The following is a 24,075-nucleotide window of genomic DNA, read 5'->3' on the forward strand; positions in this document are numbered from 1 at the left end:
TGAGGACGCCCCGGTCAGCCGGTCAGGCTCCAGGAGACGGTTCCGTTCCCCGTGACCAGGACGGCGAGGACGACCAGGTCGGCGATGCCGAGTCCCAGTCCGAGCAGGGCGCGGCCCCGGCGGGCGGTGGAGCGGGCGAGCGCCAGGAGCGCCATGACGATGGCAACGGGCCCGAGCAGGATGTTCATCACCAGCAGGCCGAGCAGCCCCAGCACGAAGGAGGCGACGGCCAGCCCGTCGGCCTCACGCGTGGCCGTCCGGGCGGGAGTGGTGGTGCGTGCGGCGGTGAGTGTCATGGTGCGGGCTCCTTCGTCAGAGGGCGACGGGTTCGTCAGCGGGTGACGGGTTCGTCAGCGGGTGACGGGTTCGTCACGGTGCGACGAGTTCGTCAGCAAGTGACGGGTTCGTCAGCGGGTGCGACGGGCGAGGTGTTCACGGACACCGAAGACCGCCAGCCAGAGACCGATCACGGCCGCGGCGGTCAGGGCCACGGGCAGCGGAAGGTGCGCGACCGCCCCGAGGACCACCCCCAGCAGGAGCAGTGCGGCGACGAGGACGAACATGTCCGGCCTTTCTGCGAGCTTGAGAGTACGACTGTTCACTGACTGATGAGTCTAAACCCCTGCGCCCTTCCAAGACTCGGAGAACGGTTGTTTACTGAATGGCATGAGTCACACCATCGGCATCCGCCAGGCACAGAAGCTGAAGACGCGTCAGGCGCTGCTCGACGCGGCGCTCCGGCTGCTGGAGCACCAGAGCCTGAGCAGCCTGGGCCTGCGCGAGGTGACGCGCGCCGTGGGTGTGGCCCCGACCGCCTTCTACCGCCACTTCGACGACACGGCGGCGCTGGGCGTCGCGCTCGTCGAGGAGACCCTCGGCAGCCTGCACGGCATGATCGGCGCGATCCTCGCCGACACGGGGGACAGCGAGGAGCGCCTCGACCGGAGCGTGGGCCTGATAGCCCGTCATGTGACGGCGCAGCCCGCCCACTTCCGCTTCATCGCCCGCGAGCAGCACGGCGGTGTCACGCGCGTACGCGAGGCCATCGCCGCCCAGCTGCGCGGCTTCGCCGAGGAGGTCGCGCACGTCCTCGGCGCCGAGCCGGAGTCGGCGGGCTGGGAGCCCGAGGACCTGCTGATGCTGGGCGGGCTCTACGTCGACCACATGGTGCTCACGGCGTCGGCGCTGCTGGACGCGGGGCCGGAGGGCGAGCGGGAGGTCGTCCGGGAGGCGCGGCGCAGGCTGCGCCTCGTCACGGTGGGCCGGGCCCACTGGCTGGACAAGCCGTAGGGTCGGTCCCATGAGCGACTGGACCCTGGACCGGACCTTCACCAGTTCCTCCGGCGAGGTGCGCTGGGCCGCGCTCGGCCCCGAGCAGGCTCCGCCCGTCGTCCTGGTGCACGGCACGCCCTTCTCCTCGTACGTCTGGCGCGGGGTCGCCAGGGCCCTGGCCCAGGACCACCGGGTGTACGTGTGGGACCTGCCGGGTTACGGCGCCTCCGCGCAGTACGCCGGCCAGGACGTGACCCTGCGCGCCCAGGCCTGGGTGCTCACCGAGCTCCTCGACCACTGGGAGCTGGCGGAACCCGCCGTGGCCGCCCACGACTTCGGCGGCTGCGTCGCCCTGCGCGCCCGTCTGCTGCACGGCGCCCGCTACCGGCGGCTGGCTCTCGTCGACCCGGTGGCGCTGGCCCCGTGGGGTTCGCCCGCCTACCGGCTGCTGGGCGGCAGGGTCGAGGTATTCGAACAACTGCCGCCCGCCCTGCACCGGGCACTGGTGGCCGAGTACGTGAGCTCGGCGAGCCACCGCGGGCTGAGCCCCGCCGTGCTGGACCGGCTCGTCGCGCCCTGGTGCACCGCGTCGGGGCAGCCCGCCTTCTACCGCCAGATCGCCCAGAACGACATGCGGTTCACGGACGAGATCCAGCACCGCTACGGGGAGCTGGACCTGCCCGTGCTGATCTGCTGGGGGACGGACGACACCTGGATCCCGGTGGCCCGCGGCCATGAGCTGGCCGGGCTGATCCCGGGGGCGGAGCTGAGACTGATCGAGGGGGCCGGGCACCTCGTGCAGGAGGACGCCCCGGCCGAGCTGACGGCGGCCCTCACCCGCTTTCTGCGTACAGCTCCGTGACGGAGGCCGCCGCTTCGGCGAGGACGCGGCGCGCCTCGGAGGGCGAGAGCACTTCGAGGTGCGCACCGAAGGAGAGCAGGGAACGCGCCCACCCGAGCTCGGGCACGGCGAGTTCGGCGCGCAGCCACTCCCCCGCGGACTCCGCTTCCGGCTCGGGCGGCCCGGCCAGCACCGCCGTGTGGAGACGTACGAAGAGGTCCGCCCTGGAGCGGTGTACCCGCACCCGCAGCCGCACGGCCCCCGGCCGCTCCTCGACCTGCCTGCGCAGTTCCTCCCACATGCCCGCGGGCTCCACGCCCTCCCTGCGCACCACGGGCTCCTCCGTGAGCGCGGCGTGCTTCACCCGGTCCGCGCGGAAGAGCCGGGGCGCGCCGTCGAGGTCGGCGATCAGGTACCAGACCCCGGCCTTCACCACGAGGCCGTACGGGTCGACGGTGTAGACGCGCGGGGAGTCCGTGCCGCTGTGCCGGTAGTGGAGCAGCAGTCTGCGGTCGGCGAAGACCGCGTCGTGGAGCTCGCCCACGTCGACGGCGGTGCGCGGGCCGCTCATCCAGCGGACCGGGTCCACCAGGATGCGGCGGCTGGTCTGCTCGGCGGCCGGCCTGTGCGGCGCCGGGAGCGCTGCCATCACCTTGCGCAGGGCGGAGCCGAGCGCGGCGTCGAGCCCGAGCGCCGCGTGGGCGCCCTGCGCGGCCAGGACGAACAGGGCACGCGCCTCGTCGGCGGTGAGCCCGGTGACATCCGTACGGAAGCCCGGAAGCAGCGCGATCCCCCCGTTGCGCCCCCGCTCCGCGTACACGGGCACCCCGGAGGCCGAGAGCGCCTCGACGTCCCGGTAGATGGTGCGTACGGAGACTTCGAGGCGCTCGGCGAGCTCACCGGCGGACACCAGGCCGCGGGTCTGGAGCAGCAGCAGGATGGAGAGCAACCGGTCCGACTTCACCGCACCATCATGGCGCGGGGCTCAGCCCCGGGGCGCGCGGGCCAGCTGACGGGACTGGGCGACGAGGCGGCCCGCGCTGTCCCAGACGTCCGCGTCCTCCTCCAGGAAGCCGCCGGCGAGGTTGCGGGTGGTGATGGAGACGCGCAGCGGCCCGGGAGCGGGGCGGCAGCGGATGTGGGCGGTGAGCTCGATGGTGGGCGTCCAGCCCTTCAGCCCGAGCTCGAAGGAGGTGGGCGGCAGCGCGTCCACGGTGAGCAGCAGCGAGAGCGGGTCGGCGTCGCGGCCGTCCGCGAGACCGAACCAGCCCCGCATCTCCCCCTTGCCCGAGGGTGCGCCGATGGCCCAGCCGACCGTCGCCGGGTCGAGCTTGATGTCGAGCCGCTCGGTGATGGCGGAGCTGCCGGGGATCGGGGCGGTGCCGTCGCTCGCTCCGAGGCACTGCTCCAGGGGCGGCATGGCGGGCGGCTCGGCCGAGGTGCGGATCTCCTCGCTCAGGCCGTCGAGGTCGCCGTAGGTGGCCAGCACCCGGATGCGCTCGATCTCGCTGCCGTCCTCGGCGTACTGGAAGAGCGACGCCTCGCCGGTGGAGAGCGTGCGGCCGGTGCGGACGACCTGCGTACGGATCACGGCGGGGCCGGGCACGGACGCCGTGAGGTAGTGCGCGGAGACCGAGAAGGGGTCGGAGTGCGGGAGTGCCTCGCCGAGCGCGCGGCCGAGCATGGCCAGGAGGTATCCGCCGTTGACCGCGTGGATGATCGTCCAGCCCGCGGAGAGCTCCGCGTCGTAGACGCCATCCTCCCGGAGGGTGACCGCGGTGTCGCGGTCGAATTCGCTGTCACCGATGGTCGCCTGTGTGCGCGACTCCTGCGCTGCTGCCTGTGCCATGGCATGCACGGTACACCGATCGTATTACTGAGCGGTAGCTTTGTGTTGCGGTCAGATGACGGCCGGGGTCTCCTCGGCCGTGGCCGAGCGCCTGTTGTAGGCGCGGGGCGCCCGCCAGTGGAAGCGCATGGACAGCAGCCGCAGAACGAAGGCGGTGATGACGGCGGTGCCGCTGGTGTAGGCGTTGAGGGCGTCGAAGCGGATGCAGAGCACCACCATGGTGGCGCCCACGATCGCGGGCACGGCGTACAGGTCGCGGTCCCAGCGCAGTAGTGACGGCACCTCGTTGGCGAGCACGTCGCGCAGCACACCGCCGCCGACGGCGGTGGCGAGCCCGAGGGCGGCGGACGCGGTGAGGCCGAGGCCGTAGTCGTACGCCTTGACCGTGCCGGATACGCAGAAGAGCCCCAGCCCCGCCGCGTCGAAGACGTTGACGCCGACCTGGATCCGCTCGACGTGCGGGTGCAGGAAGAAGACCAGCCCCGCGGCGAGCAGCGGCGTCGTGAAGTAGCCGAGATCGGTGAAGGCGGCCGGGGGGATCGCGCCGATCATCACGTCACGGAAAATCCCTCCGCCCAGCGCTGTCACCTCGGCCAGGACCGCGATGCCGAAGACATCGAAGTTCTTGCGTACGGCGAGCAGGGCACCCGAGATCGCGAAGACGAAGATTCCGACGATGTCGAGCGCATGCTGGACGGAGGGGGTGAAGAGTTCGTTGAGCACCGGGCAATTGTGCCGGTCCTACTCCTTGGGCTCCGCCTTGGTACCGGTGGACGGTGCGGCGGACTCCTCGGCGGCGTCGTCCGAAGCGGGCTCGGCGTCGTCCGAAGCGGGCTCGGCCGCCTCGTCGGACGCGGGCTCGGCCGCCTCCTCCGTCTTACCGGACGCGACGGGCTCCTCCGCGACCGGCTCGGCCGCGACGGTCTTCTCCGCGACCGGCTCGGCCGCGACGGTCTTCTCCGCCTCCGGCTTCGCCGCGGCCGGCTCCGCCGACTTCACCGTGATCACGTCCGCGACCAGCGGAGCGTCCCCCGGGGCCTGGTCCTCGCCGTTCTCCGGGTGGTGGCACGCCACCTGGTGCCCGGTCTTCAGCTGGAGCAGCGGCGGCTCGGTCGTCGCGCAGATCTGCGTGGCCTTCCAGCACCGGGTGTGGAACCGGCAGCCGCTGGGCGGCGAGATCGGCGACGGCACATCGCCCTTGAGCAGAATGCGCTCGCTCTTGGCACCACGCCGGCGCGGGTCCGGCACCGGCACCGCGGACATCAGCGCCTTGGTGTACGGGTGCATAGGCGCCTCGTACAGCGAGTTGCGGTCCGCGAGCTCGACGATCTTGCCGAGGTACATGACCGCGATCCGGTCCGAGACATGGCGGATGACCGACAGGTCGTGCGCGATGATCATGTACGTGAGGCCGAGCTCCTGCTGGAGGTCGTCCAGCAGGTTCACGACCTGGGCCTGGATCGACACGTCCAGCGCCGAGACCGGCTCGTCCGCGACGACCAGCTTCGGCTTCAGGGCGAGCGCGCGGGCGATGCCGATGCGCTGGCGCTGACCGCCGGAGAACTCGTGCGGATAGCGGTTGTAGTGCTCGGGGTTGAGCCCGACCAGCTCCAGCAGCCGCTGGACCTCGGCCTTCACGCCGTCCTCGGGCTTGACGCCCTGGAGCCGGAAGGGGGTCCCGACGATCCCGCCGACCGTGTGGCGAGGGTTCAGCGAGCCGTACGGGTCCTGGAAGATCATCTGGATGTCGCGGCGCATCGGCCGCAGCCGCCCCGCCGACATGTGCGTGATGTCGCGGCCCTGGAACTCGACCTTGCCGCCGGTCGGTTCCAGCAGCCGGGTCACCAGCCGTCCCATGGTCGACTTGCCGCAGCCGGACTCGCCGACGACGCCCAGGGTCTCCCCGGGGCGCACGTCGAAGGTGAGCCCGTCCACGGCCTGGACCGCGCCGACCTTGCGCTTCAGCACGCCCTTGGTGATCGGGAAGTGCTTGACCAGGCCTTCGACCTTGAGGAGCGGCTCGGACCCGGACCCGTCCGACCCGGCCGCGGACGCGGGAGTCTTCTTGTTCAGATCAGTCACAGCTTCGGCGCAATCTCTTCGGTCCAGATCCGGTCACGCTGCTCGCGCGACATGTGGCACGCGGAGTAGTGCCCGTCGCTGACCAGCTGCAGCTCAGGACGCTCGGTGCGGGTGATGTTGTCCGGCGGGACGTCGGCGTACGGGCAGCGCGGGTGGAAGGCGCAGCCGGACGGGACGTTGATGAGGCTGGGCGGCGAGCCCTTGACCGGGATGAGCCGCTCGGTCTGCTCCCGGTCGATGCGCGGCATCGAGCCGAGCAGGCCCCAGGTGTAGGGGTGCTGGGGCTCGTAGAACACCTTCTCGGCGCTGCCGCGCTCGATGCAGCGTCCCGCGTACATCACGAGCAAGTGGTCCGCGATCTCGGCGACCACACCGAGGTCGTGGGTGATCATGACAACCGCTGAGCCGAACTCCTTCTGCAGATCGCGGATCAGGTCGAGGATCTGCGCCTGGACGGTGACGTCGAGGGCGGTCGTCGGCTCGTCCGCGATGAGCAGCTGCGGGTTGTTGACCAGGGCCATCGCGATCATCGCGCGCTGGCGCATACCGCCGGAGAACTGGTGCGGGTAGTCCTCGTAACGGCGGTGCGGCTCGGGGATGCCGACGCGGTCGAGCATCTCGATCGCGCGCTTCTTCGCGGCCTTCTTGTCGACCTTGTTGTGGACCCGGTGGGCCTCGACGATCTGCGCGCCGATGCTGTAGTAGGGGTGCAGGGCCGACAGCGGGTCCTGGAAGATCATGGCCATCTTCTGGCCGCGCAGCTCCCGTACGCGCTCGGGGCCGGCGCCGATGAGCTCCTCGCCGTCGAGCCAGATCTCACCGCCGATCCGGGCCCGCTCCGAGGTGTGCAGGCCCATGATCCCCAGCGAGGTCACGGACTTGCCGGAGCCGGACTCGCCGACGATGCCGAGGGTCTGGCCGGCCTTCAGGTCGAAGCTGACGCCGTCGACGGACTTGACCAGGCCGTCGTCGGTGTCGAAGTGGACGCTGAGGTTCCGTACGGAGAGGAACTCGTGGCCGTCGCCGGACCTCGGGGCGGGAACGGTGTCCGCCGCCGGGGAGTCCTTCTTGATTGCGTCGCTCATGAGAGCCTCACCCGGGGGTCGATCGCGGCGTACACGAGGTCCACCAGCAGGTTGCAGATGACGATGAAGAAGGCGGCGACCAGGGTCACGCCCATCACCTTGGGCAGGTCGGCGGTGGTCACGCCCTGGATGGCGAAGGCACCCAGCCCCTGGAAGGAGAAGACCCGTTCGGTGATGACGGCGCCGCCGAGCAGCAGCGCGAAGTCCATGCCGAAGATCGTGACGAGCGGGGTGAGCGCCGAGCGCAGCCCGTGCTTCACGACCACCTTGCGTTCCTTGAGGCCCTTGGCCCGTGCGGTTCTGATGTAGTCCTCGCCCATCGTCTCCAGCATCCCGGCCCGGGTGAGCCGGGCGTAGAGCGCGGAGTACAGGAGGGCGAGCGTGCACCAGGGGAGGACCAGGCTGCCCGCCCATTCGACCGGGTTGTCGGCGAAGGGCACGTACTCCCCGTTGCCGAACAGCGCGAGCACGACGAGACCGGTGAAGAACATCGGCAGCGAGACGCCGGCGAGAGCGACACCCATGGAGAGGCGGTCGAAGAACGAGCCCCGCTTCAGGGCGGAGACGACACCGATCGCGACACCGGAGACGACCCAGATGACCGCGGCACCGACGGCCAGCGACAGCGTGACCGGAACACGGTCGACGAGCTGGGGCCAGATCTCGGTGTGGGTCTTGAAGGAGTAGCCGAAGCAGGGGGCGTTGCAGGTGACCGGGTCGGGGCCGAACTGGTAGTCGGCGCCGACGACGATGCCCTTGATGAAGTTCCAGTACTGGAGGTACAGGGGCTGGTCGAGCCCCAGGTTCTTCTTGACCGCGGCGATGACGTCGGGGTCGGGGCTCTTCCCGACGTACTGGGCGGCCATCGAGTCGAGGGTCTGCCCACCGAGGCGGGGCACCAGGAAGAAGATCGCGAACGTGACTGCGCTGACCACCAGCAGCAGCAACACCGCGGCGAATACGCGTCGGATGATGTACGCAGCCACAGCCGTGCGGCGCCGGGCGGGCGGACGGGGTACGCCCGCCGGCCCGGCGCCTTCACCTGCCTTTCAGGGGATGCTGTCGATGAACAGGTGTTACTTGGTGGACGTCATCAGCACGTAGTCGTACATGCCGAGGTAGGCGTCCGTGACCGTGACGTTCGCCGCGGAGTCCGGGCGGTAGAGCAGGTTCTTGCGGTAGACGAGCGGGACCAGGGAGGCGTTCTCCATGACCTTCTGGTCGACCTCGCCCCACGCGGCGTTACGCGCGGTGGTGTCCACCGTGCCGATGCCCTTGACGAGGGCCTCGTTGACGCCCTTGTCGTTGAGCTCCATCAGGTTCGTGCCACCGGAGGGCTTGATGGCGGAGCCGTTGACGATCTGGTCGAGGAAGCCGAAGCCGGTCGGCCAGTCGGCGCCCCACTGCATCATCATCATGCCCGCGTTGTTCTTGTGGACCCACTCGGGAACACCGGCGAAGTCGGTGAAGTACTTGTCCGACGGGAACTGCTTGATCTCGGCGGTGATGCCGATCGCCTTCAGGCTGCCCTGGAGCTGCGTGGCGGCGGTGATCTCGTCAGGACGGTCCGAACGGGCCGTCAGCGTGGTCTTGAAGCCCTTGGGCTGACCGCACGCGGTCAGGTGCTCCTTCGCCTTGGCGGCGTCGCCCTTGTTGCCCTCGGTCGGGTACAGGTCGAACTTCTTGTAGCCGGCGACGGTCGGCGGGATGACCGTGGTGGCCGGGTCGCCCTTGACGGAGCCACCGATGGAGTCGATGAGGCTCTGCTTGTCCACGGCGTACTGGACGGCCTTGCGGCACTCGACGTTGTCGAACGGCTTCACGTTGACGTTCAGCGCCAGGTACTGCAGGACGCCGGCGTACGGGTTGTCCGTCTTCGCCTTCTCGGCGGCCTTCACCAGGACCTTGGGCTGGGTCTTGGACTGCAGACCCGTGCCCGCGACGTCCGCGGTGGTGACGTCGTTGAGCAGGTGGTCGTCGACCGTGGTGGGGTTGACGTTGAGCTTGAGCTCGATCTTGTCCGGCAGCGCCTTGCGGATCGGGTCCGTCTTCGGGTCCCACTCCGGGTTGCGGACCAGGGTCGCGCCCTTGCTCTCGTCATACGCCGAGAACTTGTACGGGCCCGAGGAGACCATCTTCTGGACGTAGCTGGCACCCGTGTCGGCCTTCTGCGGGACCGGGGCGGTCTGCGAGAAGGCGGCGAGGTAGTCCATGTCCGCGAACGGCTTGTTCAGCTTGAAGACGATCGTGTGGTCGTCCGGGGTCTCGATGGACTTGAGGCCCTCGGGGGACTTGTCCTTGTAGGGACCCTTGTACGTGTCGCCGCCGTCGAGGTAGGCCTTGAAGTACGTCGGACCGTTGGACAGGGCCTCCGGCGCGAAGTTGGAGCGCTCGACGGCGTACTTGACGTCCTTCGAGGTGATCTCCGTGCCGTCCTCGAACTTCACGCCCTCGCGGAGCGTGTACGTCCAGGTCTTGGCGTCGTCACTGGCCTTGCCGAGGCTGGTGGCGAGGTCCGGGACGATCTCCAGGCTCTCCTTGCCGGCGGCCGGCTTGAAGGTCACCAGGGAACGGGCGTACAGGCGGGAGAAGTTCTGCACCCAGCCGTAGTACGTGTTGCCCGGGTCGAGGGAGTCCGGGCCACTGGAGTGCTCGTACGTGACCGTCCCCCCCTTCTTGTCGGTCGCGTTGACGATGCTCGACAGAGCCGCGTCGGCCTTGGCGTTGCCCCCGCCGCCACTGCCCTCGTTGTCCGAGTCACTGCCGCTGCACGCCGATGCGCCGAGCGAAACCGCTACGGCCATGGCTATGGCAGCCGCTGTCTTTCTGTTCTGCATGCTGAGGAAAGCCCCCTCGCTAGTCCGGTGCGGCACTGCCTGCCGCGATTACTTGCCACGAGGGTCGAGTGCGTCACGCAGCCCGTCCCCCAGCAGATTGAAGGCCAGCACGGTGATGAAGATCGCCATGCCGGGGATGACCATGAACATCGGGTCCACCTCGTAGAGGTCGACCGCCTGGGTGAGCATGCCGCCCCAGGACGCCTGCGGCGGCGCGATGCCGACGCCGAGGAACGACAGGGAGGCCTCGAAGAGGATGTTCGTGGGGATCAGAAGCGTCGAGTAGACGAGGATCGGCGCGATCAGGTTCGGCAGCAGCTCGCGGAACAGGATGAACGGGCCGCGGGCGCCGAGCGACCTGGCGGCCTCGACGAACTCGCGCTCACGCAACGACAGGGTCTGGGCGCGGACGATGCGGCCGATGTAGGGCCAGCTGAAGAAGCCGATCACGAAGATGAGGACCGCGATCCGCAGCGTGAGCCCTTCCAGCCCGAAGGCGTTGCCCTGCAGGGAGGCGGAGATGGAGATCGCGAAGAGCAGCAGCGGGAACGCAAGGAAGGTGTCCATCAGACGGCTGATGAAGCTGTCGACCCAGCCGCCGTAGAACCCGGCCACGACACCCATGACGACGCCGATGACGACCGAGAGCAGCGTGGAGCCGACGGCGACGACGAGGGAGACCCAGGAGCCTTCGAGGATGCGCGCCAGGATGTCGCGTCCGGTCTGCGGTTCGACACCGAGCGGGTGGTCCCAGCTCATCCCGCCCAGGGCGCCCTTGGGGGCCAGCATGACGGGGTCGACGAGGCTCTGGTTGAACGCGTTGGGGTCGAGCCCGAGCAGCGACTGGAGCGGCTTGGACAGGATGGCGGTCAGGATCAGCAGCACGACAACGATGCCACCGGCCATCGCGGCCTTGTCCCGCTTGAAGCGGGTCCAGGCGATCCGGCCGAGCGAGCGGCCCTCGATCTCCTTGCGCCCGGCGCCTTCCAGCACCGTTTCGGGCCGCGCGTCCGCCCCGGTGGTCTCGATCGGTGCCGTCATTGCGCTGGAGACCCCTCTCGGCCGGCGGATGGCCGGCCTGTGACCGCCGCGGTAGCGGCTCTTACGAAATGTGACACATGTGGTGATGTGCAGCCGAACAGACCCTGTTTGAAAGAGGGGTGTGCCGGGCATGGACCACCTGCTGTGTGGAGTCTTCAACCACTTTGCGATCACCCGCCAGACCTGGCGGTGAATGTTTGCTCAAACGTGATGCTGCCAAGGGGCTTCCGTTATCCGGACAGCCGTGCTCACTGAGCGGACCTCTCGGTCACTATTCCGCGATAACGGACATGACGCCCAACAGCGTTGATCAAGTGACCAATTGGCTGTCCGGCCGGGGCCGTCGGCAGCCGATCGGCACGCTTTCCCCACACGTCCGGCACAGGTCCGGCGGCGGTCCCGGACCCCGCCGAGGACGGCGGACGGCCGGTCAGTAGGCGTACGGAGCGGGGCCGGTGGCGGGCGGGTAGCCGTAGCCCTGGGCGGCGGGGGCCGGGGCGTGCGCCTCGCGGTCGTAGAAGGGCCGGGAGTTGGCCTGCAGCCACATCGCGACCGGGTCGTACTCGTCGGACATCGAGACCGTGGAGACGGGGAGCCCGTCGGGGACCACGCCGATCGACTGCTGCATCATCGCGCGGACCGCGTCGACGGACGGGCGTCCGGTGTCGTAGAGGTCGAGCCCGATCGCGAGATACGGGACACCGAGCGCGGGCTGCACCCAGGCGCGGCGCAGCGCGCGGACGGCGGGCGTGCGGTGGGCGTTCTGCGACAGCAGGGCGTAGAACTGCGGGATCTCGATGGCGGGTTCGGTGAGCCGCAGCGGGCCCGCGGGCATCCGGTCGAGGCCGGTGGCGATGCGCCGCAGGTCCAGCCAGGGGATGCCGACGCCGCCGCCGGGGGCGTGCGGGTTGAGCCAGATGCCCCAGCGGTCGGGGAAGAGGGCGCGGGCGATGTCGCGGCCGGTGGTCACCTCGTGCGCCCTGTTCCAGCCGCTCGCCGAGAGCTCCTGCGGGGAGGTCACGCACGGGGCGTAACCCAGGCCGTCGACCTCCATGTTGCCGTACTGGGCGTCGGGGGAACCCGCCGTGCCGTGCCAGAGCAGCATCCAGACCTGGCCGTCCGCCAGGGAGCGCAGCAGCGCCTCGTACGCGTCGAGGCGTCCGGGGGCCACCTGGCGCAGCATGTGCTCGACCTGTCCCCCGGCTCCCGCCCCCGCCCGAGCGGGGGACACCCCGCCGGCCGCCCCCGTGCCTGACGCACTCACCCTGGGTCCCGCCCCTCATTCGATCCGCTGTTGACGCGTGCTTCGCGGTGCTGCCGTTCCGCTCCCGGGCACACGGGGGCGGCCTCGTCATCCAACCAGCTTATGCGCCGCCCCTGACACCGTCTTGACGCCACGGGGCGGCGGGCACTCCCGCTGTCAGTGACCCTCGCGCCGGTAGAACGGGCGTACCTTTTCCAGCATCCAGTCGCCGACCGGGTCCTGTGCCACGTCCAGCAGGACGAGATTGACCGGCCAGGGCACCTGGACGCGGCCCAGCGCACGGCCCAGCGCCTCCATCGGGGCGCTCTGCCCCGCGCCGTCCCAGGTGGCGAACTCGACGCCGACGAAGAGGACGGGGCTGTCGCCCTCGATGCTGGCCAGCGTCCTGCGGGCGGTGCTCACCACGCCCGTGGCCTGGAACTCGGCGGCGACGGCGGAGAGGAAGTCGACGGGGTCCTCCTTCCAGTCCGGCTCGTACAGCCGCACCCGGCCGCCGCTCGCGGGGCCGTCCAGCGGGGTGCGTCCGGCCCGGCAGAGCTCGGCGACGGCGGGCGGGGGCAGGGGGACGCCGACGGCGCCGCCCGGGTTGACGGCCATGCCGAGCTGCGGGGGCAGTCCGCGGGCGAACTCGCGTGCGGGCGCGACGGTGAAGGAGACATGGGAGCCGACGCACTGGAGGAACTGGCCCTCGGAGCTGAACACGGGGACGTACGCGCCGCCCTCCAGCTCGATCGCCGGCAGATCGAGGTCAGGGCTGTCGGGGCCGCCGCCGTTGGGCAGGGGCACCCAGATCCGGCTGCGGCCGAGGACCTCGACCAGCCGTCCGCCCGCCCCGGGGACGCCGAGCGAGGCGGTGAGCACTTCTTCGAGCTCGTTGGCCGGCCATCCGTGCGACGGATGCGTCGGGGCCTGTGCCTGGGCCGGAATGTCCACGGTGTCTGTGTCCCTTTCTCGCCATGCTGTGCGGCAGAAACCTTAGACCGGCTCGCGGCCGTGGGGCAGCGCCGCAGGCGGGGGCCCACGCCGCTCGGCCGTACCGTCCAGATTCCGGACAGCCGGCCGGGCCGTCGCGAACTGTGCGTATGCGAACGGTGACGCCTCGGAACCCGCCCTTCCGGGTCCCCGGACGGGCGCTCTTCGGTTCTCCGTACTACTCCTGCCCCGGCCGCGCGTCCGGGAACGAGATACGGGTGATGGCGCCGGCCGTCTCGCGGTCGATCAGTACCGCCGAGGCGCACCCGGGCGGCAGCAGACCGCTCTCGGTCTCGCGCAGCAGCCGGCCCACCGCGCGGCGGTGCCGGGCGAAGGCGTAACCGGAGACACCCCGTCCGCGCTCCCGCTGCCCCTGCCTGGCCGCCTCGGGCGTGACGTCGAGGAGGACGAGGTGCAGCGTGGCGCCGCGGCGCCCGGCCTCGCGCGCCAGCCAGCGCCGCACCCAGGCCTGCGTGCCGCAGTCGTGGACGACGACGGACGCGCCCGAGCGCAGGGCCCGCCGGAGCCCGGCGTAGTGCGCGGCGCGCACCAGCGGGCGGTAGAGGGCGTACGGGAGTAAGCCGGGCAGAGCGGCGGCCCAGCGGTCCCGGGTGTCCTGGGAGTCGATCGCGTGCTCCTGGACCGCCCGCCGGATCAGCGTGGACTTCCCGCTGCCCGGCAGCCCGGAGACCACGACCACGTCGCCCGGAGCGAAGTCGAGGCTGCGCGCGCCCTCTCCGGCCGTGCCCCGGAGATCACGCACCACCGGTGCCTGCCCGCCGAGCGCCTCCCGGGCCGGCGCGCCCGCCTGCTGGGGCATCGCACCGTGTGCGGCCCCCGCGCTCGTCGCGTAGCGCTGCAACGTCATCGCCTCCCCCTGCCGAGTCACCCACTGACCTGCCCAAGAAGTGTAAAGAAAGGGTAATGCGGCACAAGCGGTTCCGGCCGCAGGCGTCGCCGTGGGGGCGGGTCCCGACCGGGACGCCCCACTCTCCCCCAATGCGTGCGATGATGACCCCGCCAACTGCATACCGGCCGTTTGAATCCGCGCGGGAGAGTCCCGGTCACCGTGTGCGCCGGGCGCCGAAGGAGCAAGTTCCTCCCTTGAATCTCTCAGGCCCCGTACCGCGTGGATGAGGCAGATCTGAAAAGCGGGCCGCCTCGCGGCCCCACCCAAGGTGCAAGCCGACCCTGAAGGGGATGCCCCCTCCAGGACCCCTTCAGGGGCTCTCGGCGAACCTCTCAGGTTCCGATGACAGATGGGGAGGGAACCACCCCCTGTCGTCATGCCCTGGAGCCATGTCCATGAGCACTGCCCCGAGCGCCGCCCCCCGTCAGACCGCCCTCGATGCCCTGCATCGCTCCCTGGGCGCCACCATGACCGATTTCGCAGGCTGGGACATGCCCCTGCGGTACGCCAGCGAGCGCGACGAGCACAACGCCGTACGCACCCGGGCCGGACTCTTCGACCTGTCGCACATGGGTGAGATCACCGTCACCGGACCGCAGGCCGCGGCCTTCCTGAGCTACGCGCTGGTGGGCAACATCGCCACCGTCGGCGAGGGCCGGGCCCGCTACACGATGATCGTCGCGGAGGACGGCGGGATCCTGGACGACCTGATCGTCTACCGCCTGGCCGGCACCGAGTACATGGTGGTCGCCAACGCGGGCAACGCCCAGCTCGTCCTGGACACCCTCACCGAGCGCGCCGGGGGCTTCGACGCCGTGGTGCGGGACGACCGCGACGCGTACGCGCTGATCGCCGTCCAGGGCCCCGACTCCCCCGCCGTACTGAAGTCGGTCACCGACGCCGACCTGGACGGACTGAAGTACTACGCGGGCCTCCCCGGCACGGTCGCCGGTGTGCCCGCGCTCATCGCCCGTACCGGCTACACCGGCGAGGACGGCTTCGAGCTCTTCGTGGCTCCCGCCCACGCCGAGCAGCTGTGGAAGGCCCTCACCGAGGCCGGCGCGCCCTACGGCCTGATCCCCTGCGGGCTCTCCTGCCGGGACACGCTCCGCCTGGAGGCGGGCATGCCGCTGTACGGGCACGAGCTGACCACCGCGCTGACGCCGTTCGACGCGGGCCTGGGCAGGGTCGTGAAGTTCGAGAAGGAGGGCGACTTCGTGGGGCGTGAGGCGCTGGCCGCCGCCGCGGAGCGCGCGGAGACCGCCCCGCCCCGCAAGCTCGTCGGCCTGGTCGCCGAGGGCCGCCGGGTGCCGCGGGCCGGCTACCCGGTCGTCGTCGGCGGCGAGGTCGTCGGCGAGGTCACCTCGGGCGCGCCGTCCCCCACCCTGGGCAAGCCGATCGCCATGGCGTACGTGGACGCGGCGCACGCCGCGCCCGGCACCGAGGGTGTCGGGGTGGACATCCGGGGCACGCACGAGCCGTACGAGGTCGTGGCACTGCCCTTCTACAAGCGCCGTAAGTGACACGGACCGCCGCACACGTGACGCAGTCGTGTCTCACACCGTAAGACCACCGTTCATCAGCACTCCCCCGCGTACAGGAGAATTCAGGTCATGAGCAACCCCCAGCAGCTGCGGTACAGCAAGGAGCACGAGTGGCTGTCGGCCGCCGAGGACGGTGTGGCGACGGTCGGGATCACCGAGTTCGCGGCCAACGCGCTCGGTGACGTCGTCTTCGCCCAGCTCCCTGAGGTCGGCGACACGGTGACCGCGGGCGAGACCTGCGGCGAGCTGGAGTCGACCAAGTCGGTCAGCGACCTGTACTCGCCGGTGACCGGCGAGGTGACCGCGGCGAACCAGGACGTCGTGGACGACCCGTCGCTGGTGAACTCCGCCCCCTTCGAGGGCGGCTGGCTGTTCAAGGTGCGCGTCACGGAGGAGCCGCAGGACCTTCTCTCCGTGGACGAGTACACCGCGTTCTCCGGCAACTGAGACCCAAGGGACCACCTGATGTCGCTTCTCAACTCCTCCCTCCACGAGCTGGACCCGGACGTCGCCGCCGCCGTCGACGCCGAGCTCCACCGTCAGCAGTCCACCCTCGAGATGATCGCCTCGGAGAACTTCGCTCCGGTCGCGGTCATGGAGGCGCAGGGCTCCGTCCTGACCAACAAGTACGCCGAGGGCTACCCCGGCCGCCGCTACTACGGCGGCTGTGAGCACGTCGACGTGGTCGAGCAGATCGCGATCGACCGCATCAAGGCGCTCTTCGGCGCCGAGGCCGCGAACGTCCAGCCCCACTCGGGTGCGCAGGCCAACGCCGCCGCGATGTTCGCGCTGCTCAAGCCGGGCGACACGATCATGGGCCTGAACCTCGCCCACGGCGGTCACCTGACCCACGGCATGAAGATCAACTTCTCCGGCAAGCTCTACAACGTGGTCCCGTACCACGTCGACGACACCGGTGTCGTGGACATGGCCGAGGTGGAGCGCCTCGCCAAGGAGTCCAAGCCGAAGCTGATCGTCGCCGGCTGGTCCGCCTACCCCCGCCAGCTGGACTTCGCCGCCTTCCGCCGCATCGCGGACGAGGTCGGCGCGTACCTGATGGTCGACATGGCGCACTTCGCGGGCCTGGTCGCCGCGGGTCTGCACCCCAACCCGGTGCCGCACGCCCACGTCGTCACGACCACCACGCACAAGACCCTGGGCGGTCCGCGCGGTGGCGTCATCCTGTCGACGCAGGAGCTCGCCAAGAAGATCAACTCGGCGGTCTTCCCCGGCCAGCAGGGCGGCCCGCTGGAGCACGTCATCGCGGCCAAGGCCGTCTCCTTCAAGGTCGCGGCGACCGACGAGTTCAAGGAGCGCCAGCAGCGCACCCTGGACGGCGCCCGCATCCTCGCCGAGCGCCTGGTGCAGCCGGACGTCACCGAGGCGGGCGTCTCCGTCCTCTCCGGCGGTACGGACGTCCACCTGGTCCTGGTGGACCTGCGCAACTCCGAGCTGGACGGCCAGCAGGCCGAGGACCGGCTCCACGAGCTGGGCATCACGGTCAACCGGAACGCCATCCCGAACGACCCGCGGCCCCCGATGGTCACCTCGGGTCTGCGCATCGGCACGCCGGCCCTGGCCACCCGTGGCTTCCAGGCCGAGGACTTCACCGAGGTCGCCGAGATCATCGCGGCCGCGCTGAAGCCCGCGTACGACGCCGACGCCCTCAAGGCCCGCGTCGTCGCGCTGGCCGAGAAGTTCCCGCTGTACCCCGGCGTCAAGTAGTCACCCGCGATTTGCACGCCGGGTGGGGGCACCGCGCACACTGAACCTGTGTGCGCGGTGCCCCCACCCCTTTGCCCCGCGCACCCGGGCCCACCGGCCCGTCCCCGCACCACCCGGCGGACAACGACGTCCACCAACGCCTTAGGAGTACTCCCGTGGCCCTCTCGGTCTTCGACCTCTTCTCGGTCGGCATCGGCCCCTCCAGCTCCCACACGGTCGGCCCGATGCGCGCGGCACGCATGTTCGCCCGCCGCCTCAAGAACGAGGGCCTGCTGGCCCACACCGCCTCGGTCAGGGCCGAGCTGTACGGCTCGCTCGGTGCGACCGGCCACGGCCACGGCACCCCCAAGGCGGTACTGCTCGGCCTGGAGGGCGAGTCGCCCCGCACCGTCGACGTCGAGGGCGCCGACACCCGCGTCGAGGAGATCCGCGCCTCGGGGCGCCTCAGCCTGCTCGGCATGCACGAGATCCCCTTCGACGCCGACGAGCAGCTGGTCCTGCACCGCCGCAAGGCCCTGCCGTACCACGCGAACGGGATGACGATCCTCGCGTACGACCGCGACGGCGCCCCGCTCCTGGAGAAGACGTACTACTCGGTCGGCGGCGGCTTCGTCGTGGACGAGGACGCGGTGGCCGGGGAGAACCCGATCGTCCCGGACGACACCGTCCTGAAGCACCCCTTCCGCACCGGCGACGAGCTGCTGCGGCTCGCCCGCGAGACCGGCCTGTCCATCTCCTCGCTGATGCTGGAGAACGAGAAGGCCTGGCGCACCGAGGCCGAGATCAGGGAGGGCCTCCTGGAGATCTGGCGCGTCATGCAGGCCTGCATCGCCCGTGGCATGTCCCGGGAGGGCATCCTGCCCGGTGGCCTGAAGGTCCGCCGCCGCGCGGCGAACTCCGCCAGGCAGCTGCGCGCGGAGGGCGACCCCCAGACGCACGCCATGGAGTGGATCACCCTCTACGCGATGGCGGTCAACGAGGAGAACGCCGCGGGAGGCCGCGTCGTCACCGCCCCGACCAACGGAGCGGCGGGCATCATCCCGGCGGTCCTGCACTACTGGATGAACTTCGCGGCGGGCGGCTGCACCGAGGCCGAGAAGGACGACAGCGTGGTCCGCTTCCTGCTGGCCGCCGGAGCCATCGGCATGCTCTTCAAGGAGAACGCCTCCATCTCGGGCGCCGAGGTCGGCTGCCAGGGCGAGGTCGGCTCCGCCTGCTCCATGGCCGCCGGCGCCCTCGCCGAGGTCCTGGGCGGCTCCCCGGAGCAGGTGGAGAACGCCGCCGAGATCGGCATGGAGCACAACCTGGGCCTCACCTGCGACCCGGTCGGCGGCCTCGTCCAGATCCCCTGCATCGAGCGCAACGGCATGGCCGCGGTCAAGGCGGTCACGGCGGCGAAGATGGCGCTGCGCGGCGACGGCAGCCACAAGGTCTCCCTGGACAAGGTCATCAAGACCATGAAGGAGACGGGCGCGGACATGTCCGTGAAGTACAAGGAGACGGCCCGGGGCGGGCTCGCGGTGAACATCATCGAGTGCTGAGGGAACGGTCCCGGCACCGGGGCTCGCGTGCCGCATGGGACGCGAGGCCGCGCCGGCGCCCGGTCGGCCTCGCGTCGGCTCGTGTCACCGTCCGGCGGCGCCCCCGTACAGGTACCGGCGCGCCGTCGTGAAGCGGCGCAGCGCGTCCTGCCTCGGGCTGATGCCGATGCCGGGCGTGCGCGGCACCGGCAGGTGGCCGTTTTCGAGGACGAACGGCTCGGTGATGTCCTCGGCGAAGTAGCGGCTGGACGCCGAGGTGTCGCCGGGCAGGGTGCAGCCGGGGAGGGCGGCGAGGGCCAGGTTGGGGGCGCGGCCGATGCCGGTCTCCAGCATGCCGCCGCACCAGGCGGGTACTCCGTGGGCGGAGGCGACGTCGTGCAGGCGGCGGGCCTCCAGGTAGCCGCCGACCCGGGCGGGCTTGATGTTGACGACGCGGCAGGCGTCCATCGCGATGGCCGACGCGGTGTCCCGGGCGTTGTGCAGCGACTCGTCGAGGCAGACGGGGGTGGCGATGCGGCGCTGGAGGAGGGCGTGGGCGTGGAGGTTGTTCTCCTCCAGCGGCTCCTCGATGAGCAGCAGGCCGAACTCGTCCAGACGGCGCAGATGGTCCGCGTCGGCGAGGGTGTAGGCGGTGTTGGCGTCCACCTGGAGCGGCAGGCCGTCCCCGAAGCGCTCGCGGACGGCGCGGACGGGCTCGACGTCCCAGCCGGGCTCGATCTTCAGCTTGATCCGGACGTAGCCCTCGGCGAGATAGCGCTCCACGTCGTCCAGGAGGGCGGGGACCGAGTCCTTGATGCCGACGGACACCCCGGCGGGCACCCGGTCGCGGACGGCGCCGAGATAGGTGGCGAGGGACATCTCGTGGGCCCGCAGTTCGGCGTCGAGCACGGCCGTCTCCAGCGCGGCCTTGGCCAGCTCGTGGCCCTTGACCTTCGCCATGGCGGGGGCCAGGGCGGCGGTCGTCAGGTCCGGCCGGGCGGTGACGCGGGGCAGCAGGAAGTCGCGGATCACGGTCTCCGCGCCCGCCACGTACTCGGAGCAGTACAGCGGCTCGGGGTCGGCGGCGAACTCCGACCAGCCCTCCGCCTCGTCGGTGACGACACGGAGCAGGAAGGTGTCCTTGGTGGTCATCGTGCCGAACGACGTACGGAACGGGGTCACCAGGGGGATGGCGACGTGGAGGAGTTCGACGCTTTCCAGCTTCATGCCGGGCCGCCTTCCTGGATGCGTGAGCCGGCGGGGGTGAGGGTGTACCAGCCGTCGCGGGACATCGACGTGGCGGTGTACCCGTCGGCGAAGGCCTGGGTGAAGACGTCACGGACGGCGTGGCGCCAGCGCAGCGCGAGCGCCGGGTCGGCGGCACGCAGCTTCACGATGTCGTCGGGGACGCGGCAGCGGAGGGTGTCCCCGGCGCGGACGGCGAGCGGGGCGCCGTCGGGGGCGGTGGCGACGGCCTTCCCCCCCGCCCCGGACGATTCCTCGGGCCGCTCGGTGAGGGGGCGGTCCCGTGTCAGGTCCCAGGTGACGGTGAGGCGGTCGCTCTCGTCGCCGTCGTTGAGGCCGTCGGTCATCGGCCCGTAGAAGTCGACGAGGTACTCGGTGCCTTCCGCGCCCAGCTTGACGAGGTTGAAGCGGGCGTTGCGGCCGACCAGCGGGTCGAAGGTCCAGCGCATGGAGCCGGCCCCGCGCTCCAGGGCCCACACCCGCTGCGCCTGCTTCACCGCGAGCCCCACGCCCCGGTCGCTGGTGCGGGCCGCCGCCACGAGGGAGTACACGTCGCGGGCGCGCGGTTCGCCGAACACGGCGACGGCCGCGCCGCAGAGGTCGCCCTGTCCGGTGTGAGCGGCGTGCACGGCGCCGCCGGCGTGCACGAGGCTGTGCAGGACCTCGGCCGGGTAGGGCGGGACGCTGCGCGGGGTCTGCCACACGTCGCTGAAGAAGTCGGCGACGGCCGCGATGCCGGACACGTCGTGGACGGTGCTGGTCGTGACGCCGGCCGTGCGCGCGGCGGCGGTCGCGCGGTCACGTACTGCGGGTGCTGCTGTCATGCCTTGAGTCTCCGTGGGCCGGGCCCCGGCCTGGTTGTCCGTCGGAACAAGAGACGCCTAAAGTCATGTTGCGATCGGCCAAAGATGATGCCCAAGCGCCCCCGTGCCTTCGGTCCGGCCGGTCCCGGACCACGAACCGAGAGGCCCCATGGACGTCCCCACTCTCAGTGATCTGCTCGATGTGCTCGGCGGGTCGTCCGTGCGGGCCGTCGCGGCACCGGCCGGGCTCGGCGTGCCGGTGGGCGAGGTCCTGCTGTACGACGCCGACGCGGCCCTGCCGGACACACCCGGTGCCGTGCTCCTCGCGGTCGGGGTACGGGCCGCCGCGGCCGGCCCGCTGCTGCACGCCGCGGCGGCCGCCCGGATGGCGGCCGTGGTCGTACGGGGTGCGGACGGCCCCGTAGAAGCGGCCGAGCGGGCCGGGATCGCGCTGCTCGCGGTCGACGAGGACGCGGCCTGGCACCGGGTCCACCTGCTGCTCTCCTCGGCGGCCGGCGCGGGCGGCGGGGGTGCGCCCAGCGCCTCCGGGGACCTGTTCGCCCTGGCGGACGCCATCGCCGCGGCGGTCGGCGGGGCCACCGCCGTCGAGGACCCGCGCCAGCGCATCCTCGCCTACTCGACCGTGCCCGGGCAGACCGTGGACGAGGACCGCCGCCAGGGCATCCTCGGTCTCCAGGTCCCCGACAGCCCGGAGAACGCCGCGCAGTACCGGGCCCTGTTCGCCGCGGGGGCGCCCCTGCGCCTTCCCGCGCTCGACGGCGACAACCTGCCCCGGCTCGCGGTCACCGTGCGGGCGGGCGGTGAGACCCTCGGCTCCCTCTGGGTCGTCGACGACGGCACTCTCGCCCCCGACGCCGTGGAAGCCCTCGCCCAGGGCGCCTCCACGGCGGCCCTCCTGCTGCTGCGGGCCCGCGCCGGGCAGGAGCTGGCCCGGCATCTGGGCGGTGACCTGCTGCGCCGGGTCCTGGACGGCACGGTCGACCCGGACACCGCGGCCCACCGCCTCGGCCTGGGCGCGGGCACCGATCCGGTGCGGGTGGCGGCGTTCGTCCCGGCGGGCGTCAGCACCGCGCCGGACGTCGAGCAGACGGCGCTGCGCCTGCTCGACCTCGTACGCCTCCAGTGCGAAGCCCGTTACGGGCGTCATGCCTGCGTCCTCGCCGACGGGGTCGTCTACGCACTGCTCCCGGCGGCCGGCGAGCGCGGAGCGGCCCGGCACAGGCAGCTGGCGCAGGCCATCGTGGACCGGGCGGGGCAGGCCCTGCGGATGCCGGTGCGGGCGGGGCTGGGGGCCCTGGTGGCCGGGCTCGCGCGGGCGGTGGACTCCCGTGACGACGCGGACCTGGTCCTGCGCTGTCTCGACGCGGAGCGCCCGGTCGCGCTCGTCGACGACGTCCAGGCCCGGGTGACCCTGCTGCGTCTGGCTGAACTGACGCGCGGTAAGCGGGAGTTCGAGGGCGGCGCCTGGGAGCGGCTGCTGGCGCACGACGCGGAGCACGGCACGGATTACTCCCGCACGGTGAACGCCTGGCTCGCGGCGGGCTGCGACATGGCGGGGGCCGCGGAGCGGCTCGCCGTGCACCCGAACACCTGCCGCTACCGGCTCCGCCAGGCCAGGGAGCAGGTCGGCCTGGATCTGGACGACCCCGATGAGCGGCTGGTGCTCTGGCTGCGGGCCCGGCTGTCGGACGGCACCCGGCAGGCGGAGCCCGAGGCCGGCCGGTAGCGCTCCGGCCGAGGGGGTTCGCGGGGGCGGGACCCCAAGGGCCTGAAGGTCACGGCCGTTCGTAGAACTGCAGCAGCCCGGCCGCGGAGAAGCAGAGGGCGCCGGTGAGGGTGCCCCAGTTGGCGATGTCGGCGTTGCTCAGGCTGCCGGTGGCCGGGCGGGTGTAGGCGGCGAGTGCCGAGACCATGAAGAGGACGGAGCGAGCTGGTTCACGGCGACGATCCACCAGCCCAGCTCGCGCGGCAGCAGGCGCGGCCGACCGTGGCAGATCTCGACGACGGCGAGGTGCCCGGAGATCAGGAAGAGCAGGCAGCCGATCATGTCGGGGGTCCAGATCAGCCGGTTGATCTGTTGCACGCTCAGCCCTTGCAGGAAGGAGTCGAGCAGGTTGATTCCGAACACCAGGGTCCCGGCGAACAGCACGAACGTGCTCAGCCAGTCGGCCCGCCCCGGCTCGTAGCTCCACCAGCGCCAGCGCCGGGTGACCAGGGCACCTTCGCCCCCTGGCACATGACGAGGCGCGTTGATCACCTGGAGCAGGGACACGTATCCGCCGGTGTTGAAGCACAGGCCGCCGGCGAAGTAGATCGACGCGCAGGTGGTGGCGTCACCGGAGCCGAACTGGGCGACGGCGGCTCCGGCGGCGAAGAGCAGTCCACCGAGGACGAAGGCGGTGGCGGCGATCGCGTTGAGCCTGCGCAGCCGTGCGACGGCGGTGCGGTCGGCGCGGGCGTGATGGGCGGTGGCCGCCCCGGGTGACGTTACGGTGATGAGCCCGCGCCGCCGGGCGAGCCGGGATTCCCAGAGCGCGCTGCCGCCACCGGGTGGCTGCCAGGTGAGCCGTGTCGTGAAGGGCCCGGCACCCTCGGCGCGCGGTTCGGGCTGTCTCATACGGGCGGGGCGGCGGCGATGCCGCCCTGACCGGGCCCGACCGGGGAGCGTCGCCCCTCGGCTTCGCGCCACCACGGCGGACGGCCGTGGGTGCGGGCCGGCAGACCGGCCGGCGCTCGCCAGGACGGCGGCGGCTCGGGCCCCCGGCCGGTGCCCCCTGCCGCTCCGGGTCCTCCCGGGCCCATGGGTGGGCGGGGTACGAAAGCTCCGCACGCGTGCGGACTGGGCCCACGCGCTCCGCACACGTACGGGCGGGGCTCACGGGCTCCGCACACGTACGGGCGGGGGCCGCCTCCCTCTCCGCTCATGGCATCTCCCCGAATCGCTGAGGTGCGGGCGCCGCCGACCACGGCCCCCTGACCCCGTCGACTCTGCCAGAGCTGCTCGGAGCCGGCCCTGCGCCGGAGCCCGCGTTGGCCCGATCAGCCGATGGCCGGGCGTCGGTGC

At 71.4% G+C, this 24,075-nt stretch carries 22 protein-coding genes, 1 pseudogene and 1 riboswitch; of the genes and pseudogenes, 7 read left to right on the forward strand and 16 right to left on the reverse strand.

What is annotated here, in order from left to right; all coding sequences use genetic code 11:
- Positions 1 to 14: 14 nt before the first annotated feature.
- On the reverse strand, positions 15 to 296 hold the full coding sequence (locus ACWCQM_RS01445; RefSeq protein WP_267079844.1) for a DUF4190 domain-containing protein: 282 nt from the start codon (positions 294 to 296) through the stop codon (positions 15 to 17).
- Between the two features lie 111 nt (positions 297 to 407).
- Entirely contained in the window at positions 408 to 602 is a 195-nt protein-coding gene (locus tag ACWCQM_RS01450; RefSeq protein ID WP_450913641.1) for a hypothetical protein, read from the reverse strand.
- Between the two features lie 64 nt (positions 603 to 666).
- Between ACWCQM_RS01450 and ACWCQM_RS01455 the strand changes: the two genes are divergently transcribed.
- Positions 667 to 1,290: a TetR family transcriptional regulator gene (locus ACWCQM_RS01455; protein ID WP_450913347.1), complete on the forward strand. Its 624-nt coding sequence runs from the start codon at positions 667 to 669 to the stop codon at positions 1,288 to 1,290.
- A 10-nt stretch (positions 1,291 to 1,300) separates the two neighbouring features.
- A complete protein-coding gene (locus ACWCQM_RS01460; protein ID WP_450913348.1) occupies positions 1,301 to 2,134 on the forward strand; it encodes an alpha/beta fold hydrolase in 834 nt (277 codons plus the stop codon).
- On the opposite strand, the gene ACWCQM_RS01465 is transcribed toward ACWCQM_RS01460, so the two are convergent.
- The 11 genes from ACWCQM_RS01465 to ACWCQM_RS01515 all read right to left on the reverse strand — a co-directional run bounded on the left by ACWCQM_RS01465 (position 2,106) and on the right by ACWCQM_RS01515 (position 14,111).
- On the reverse strand, positions 2,106 to 3,077 hold the full coding sequence (locus tag ACWCQM_RS01465; RefSeq protein ID WP_450913349.1) for a helix-turn-helix transcriptional regulator: 972 nt from the start codon (positions 3,075 to 3,077) through the stop codon (positions 2,106 to 2,108). The genes ACWCQM_RS01460 and ACWCQM_RS01465 overlap by 29 nt on opposite strands.
- Before the next feature lie 21 nt (positions 3,078 to 3,098).
- A complete protein-coding gene (locus tag ACWCQM_RS01470) occupies positions 3,099 to 3,962 on the reverse strand; it encodes a thioesterase family protein (RefSeq protein ID WP_450913350.1) in 864 nt (287 codons plus the stop codon).
- Between the two features lie 51 nt (positions 3,963 to 4,013).
- Positions 4,014 to 4,685, reverse strand: coding sequence for a trimeric intracellular cation channel family protein (locus ACWCQM_RS01475; protein WP_450913351.1), 672 nt, complete (start codon positions 4,683 to 4,685; stop codon positions 4,014 to 4,016).
- An 18-nt stretch (positions 4,686 to 4,703) separates the two neighbouring features.
- Positions 4,704 to 6,044: a dipeptide ABC transporter ATP-binding protein gene (locus ACWCQM_RS01480; RefSeq protein WP_450913352.1), complete on the reverse strand. Its 1,341-nt coding sequence runs from the start codon at positions 6,042 to 6,044 to the stop codon at positions 4,704 to 4,706.
- Positions 6,041 to 7,129, reverse strand: coding sequence for an ABC transporter ATP-binding protein (locus ACWCQM_RS01485; RefSeq protein ID WP_450913353.1), 1,089 nt, complete (start codon positions 7,127 to 7,129; stop codon positions 6,041 to 6,043). Before ACWCQM_RS01485 ends, ACWCQM_RS01480 begins: the two co-directional genes overlap by 4 nt.
- Entirely contained in the window at positions 7,126 to 8,115 is a 990-nt protein-coding gene (locus ACWCQM_RS01490; RefSeq protein WP_267079836.1) for an ABC transporter permease, read from the reverse strand. The genes ACWCQM_RS01485 and ACWCQM_RS01490 overlap by 4 nt, the downstream gene beginning before the upstream one ends.
- Positions 8,116 to 8,205: 90 nt before the next feature.
- The gene (locus tag ACWCQM_RS01495; RefSeq protein WP_450913354.1) at positions 8,206 to 9,966 is read right to left on the reverse strand and encodes an ABC transporter substrate-binding protein; all 1,761 of its coding nucleotides are present in this window, start codon (positions 9,964 to 9,966) and stop codon (positions 8,206 to 8,208) included.
- A 48-nt stretch (positions 9,967 to 10,014) separates the two neighbouring features.
- On the reverse strand, positions 10,015 to 11,007 hold the full coding sequence (locus ACWCQM_RS01500) for an ABC transporter permease (RefSeq protein WP_267079834.1): 993 nt from the start codon (positions 11,005 to 11,007) through the stop codon (positions 10,015 to 10,017).
- A 430-nt stretch (positions 11,008 to 11,437) separates the two neighbouring features.
- On the reverse strand, positions 11,438 to 12,190 hold the full coding sequence (locus ACWCQM_RS01505; RefSeq protein ID WP_450913355.1) for an enhanced serine sensitivity protein SseB C-terminal domain-containing protein: 753 nt from the start codon (positions 12,188 to 12,190) through the stop codon (positions 11,438 to 11,440).
- 237 nt (positions 12,191 to 12,427) lie between these two features.
- Positions 12,428 to 13,204, reverse strand: coding sequence for an enhanced serine sensitivity protein SseB (locus ACWCQM_RS01510; protein WP_450913356.1), 777 nt, complete (start codon positions 13,202 to 13,204; stop codon positions 12,428 to 12,430).
- 217 nt (positions 13,205 to 13,421) lie between these two features.
- Positions 13,422 to 14,111: an AAA family ATPase gene (locus ACWCQM_RS01515; protein WP_450913357.1), complete on the reverse strand. Its 690-nt coding sequence runs from the start codon at positions 14,109 to 14,111 to the stop codon at positions 13,422 to 13,424.
- A gap of 172 nt (positions 14,112 to 14,283) precedes the next feature.
- A riboswitch (glycine riboswitch) is annotated at positions 14,284 to 14,381 on the forward strand.
- A 167-nt stretch (positions 14,382 to 14,548) separates the two neighbouring features.
- Between ACWCQM_RS01515 and gcvT the strand changes: the two genes are divergently transcribed.
- The 4 genes from gcvT (at position 14,549) to ACWCQM_RS01535 (ending at position 18,963) form a co-directional block, all read left to right on the forward strand.
- Entirely contained in the window at positions 14,549 to 15,676 is a 1,128-nt protein-coding gene (gene gcvT / locus ACWCQM_RS01520; protein WP_450913358.1) for a glycine cleavage system aminomethyltransferase GcvT, read from the forward strand.
- A 90-nt stretch (positions 15,677 to 15,766) separates the two neighbouring features.
- On the forward strand, positions 15,767 to 16,144 hold the full coding sequence (gene gcvH, locus ACWCQM_RS01525; RefSeq protein WP_450913359.1) for a glycine cleavage system protein GcvH: 378 nt from the start codon (positions 15,767 to 15,769) through the stop codon (positions 16,142 to 16,144).
- A gap of 18 nt (positions 16,145 to 16,162) precedes the next feature.
- Positions 16,163 to 17,422 (forward strand): serine hydroxymethyltransferase, encoded by a 1,260-nt coding sequence (gene glyA / locus ACWCQM_RS01530; RefSeq protein WP_450913360.1) that lies wholly within the window; start codon positions 16,163 to 16,165, stop codon positions 17,420 to 17,422.
- 155 nt (positions 17,423 to 17,577) lie between these two features.
- Entirely contained in the window at positions 17,578 to 18,963 is a 1,386-nt protein-coding gene (locus tag ACWCQM_RS01535; protein ID WP_450913361.1) for an L-serine ammonia-lyase, read from the forward strand.
- Positions 18,964 to 19,047: 84 nt separating this feature from the next.
- On the opposite strand, the gene menC is transcribed toward ACWCQM_RS01535, so the two are convergent.
- Both menC and ACWCQM_RS01545 read right to left on the reverse strand, forming a co-directional pair.
- The gene (menC, locus tag ACWCQM_RS01540) at positions 19,048 to 20,169 is read right to left on the reverse strand and encodes an o-succinylbenzoate synthase (RefSeq protein ID WP_450913362.1); all 1,122 of its coding nucleotides are present in this window, start codon (positions 20,167 to 20,169) and stop codon (positions 19,048 to 19,050) included.
- The gene (locus tag ACWCQM_RS01545; RefSeq protein ID WP_450913363.1) at positions 20,166 to 21,011 is read right to left on the reverse strand and encodes a chorismate synthase; all 846 of its coding nucleotides are present in this window, start codon (positions 21,009 to 21,011) and stop codon (positions 20,166 to 20,168) included. Before ACWCQM_RS01545 ends, menC begins: the two co-directional genes overlap by 4 nt.
- A 148-nt stretch (positions 21,012 to 21,159) precedes the next feature.
- Here ACWCQM_RS01545 and ACWCQM_RS01550 point away from each other — a divergent pair, with 148 nt between their 5' ends.
- Entirely contained in the window at positions 21,160 to 22,737 is a 1,578-nt protein-coding gene (locus ACWCQM_RS01550; protein WP_450913364.1) for a PucR family transcriptional regulator, read from the forward strand.
- 49 nt (positions 22,738 to 22,786) lie between these two features.
- Here the strand turns inward: ACWCQM_RS01550 and ACWCQM_RS01555 are convergent.
- Positions 22,787 to 23,628: pseudogene (locus ACWCQM_RS01555) on the reverse strand (hypothetical protein).
- Between the last annotated feature and the right edge of the window lie 447 nt (positions 23,629 to 24,075).

The sequence above is a fragment of the Streptomyces sp. NPDC002125 genome, from assembly GCF_053593715.1.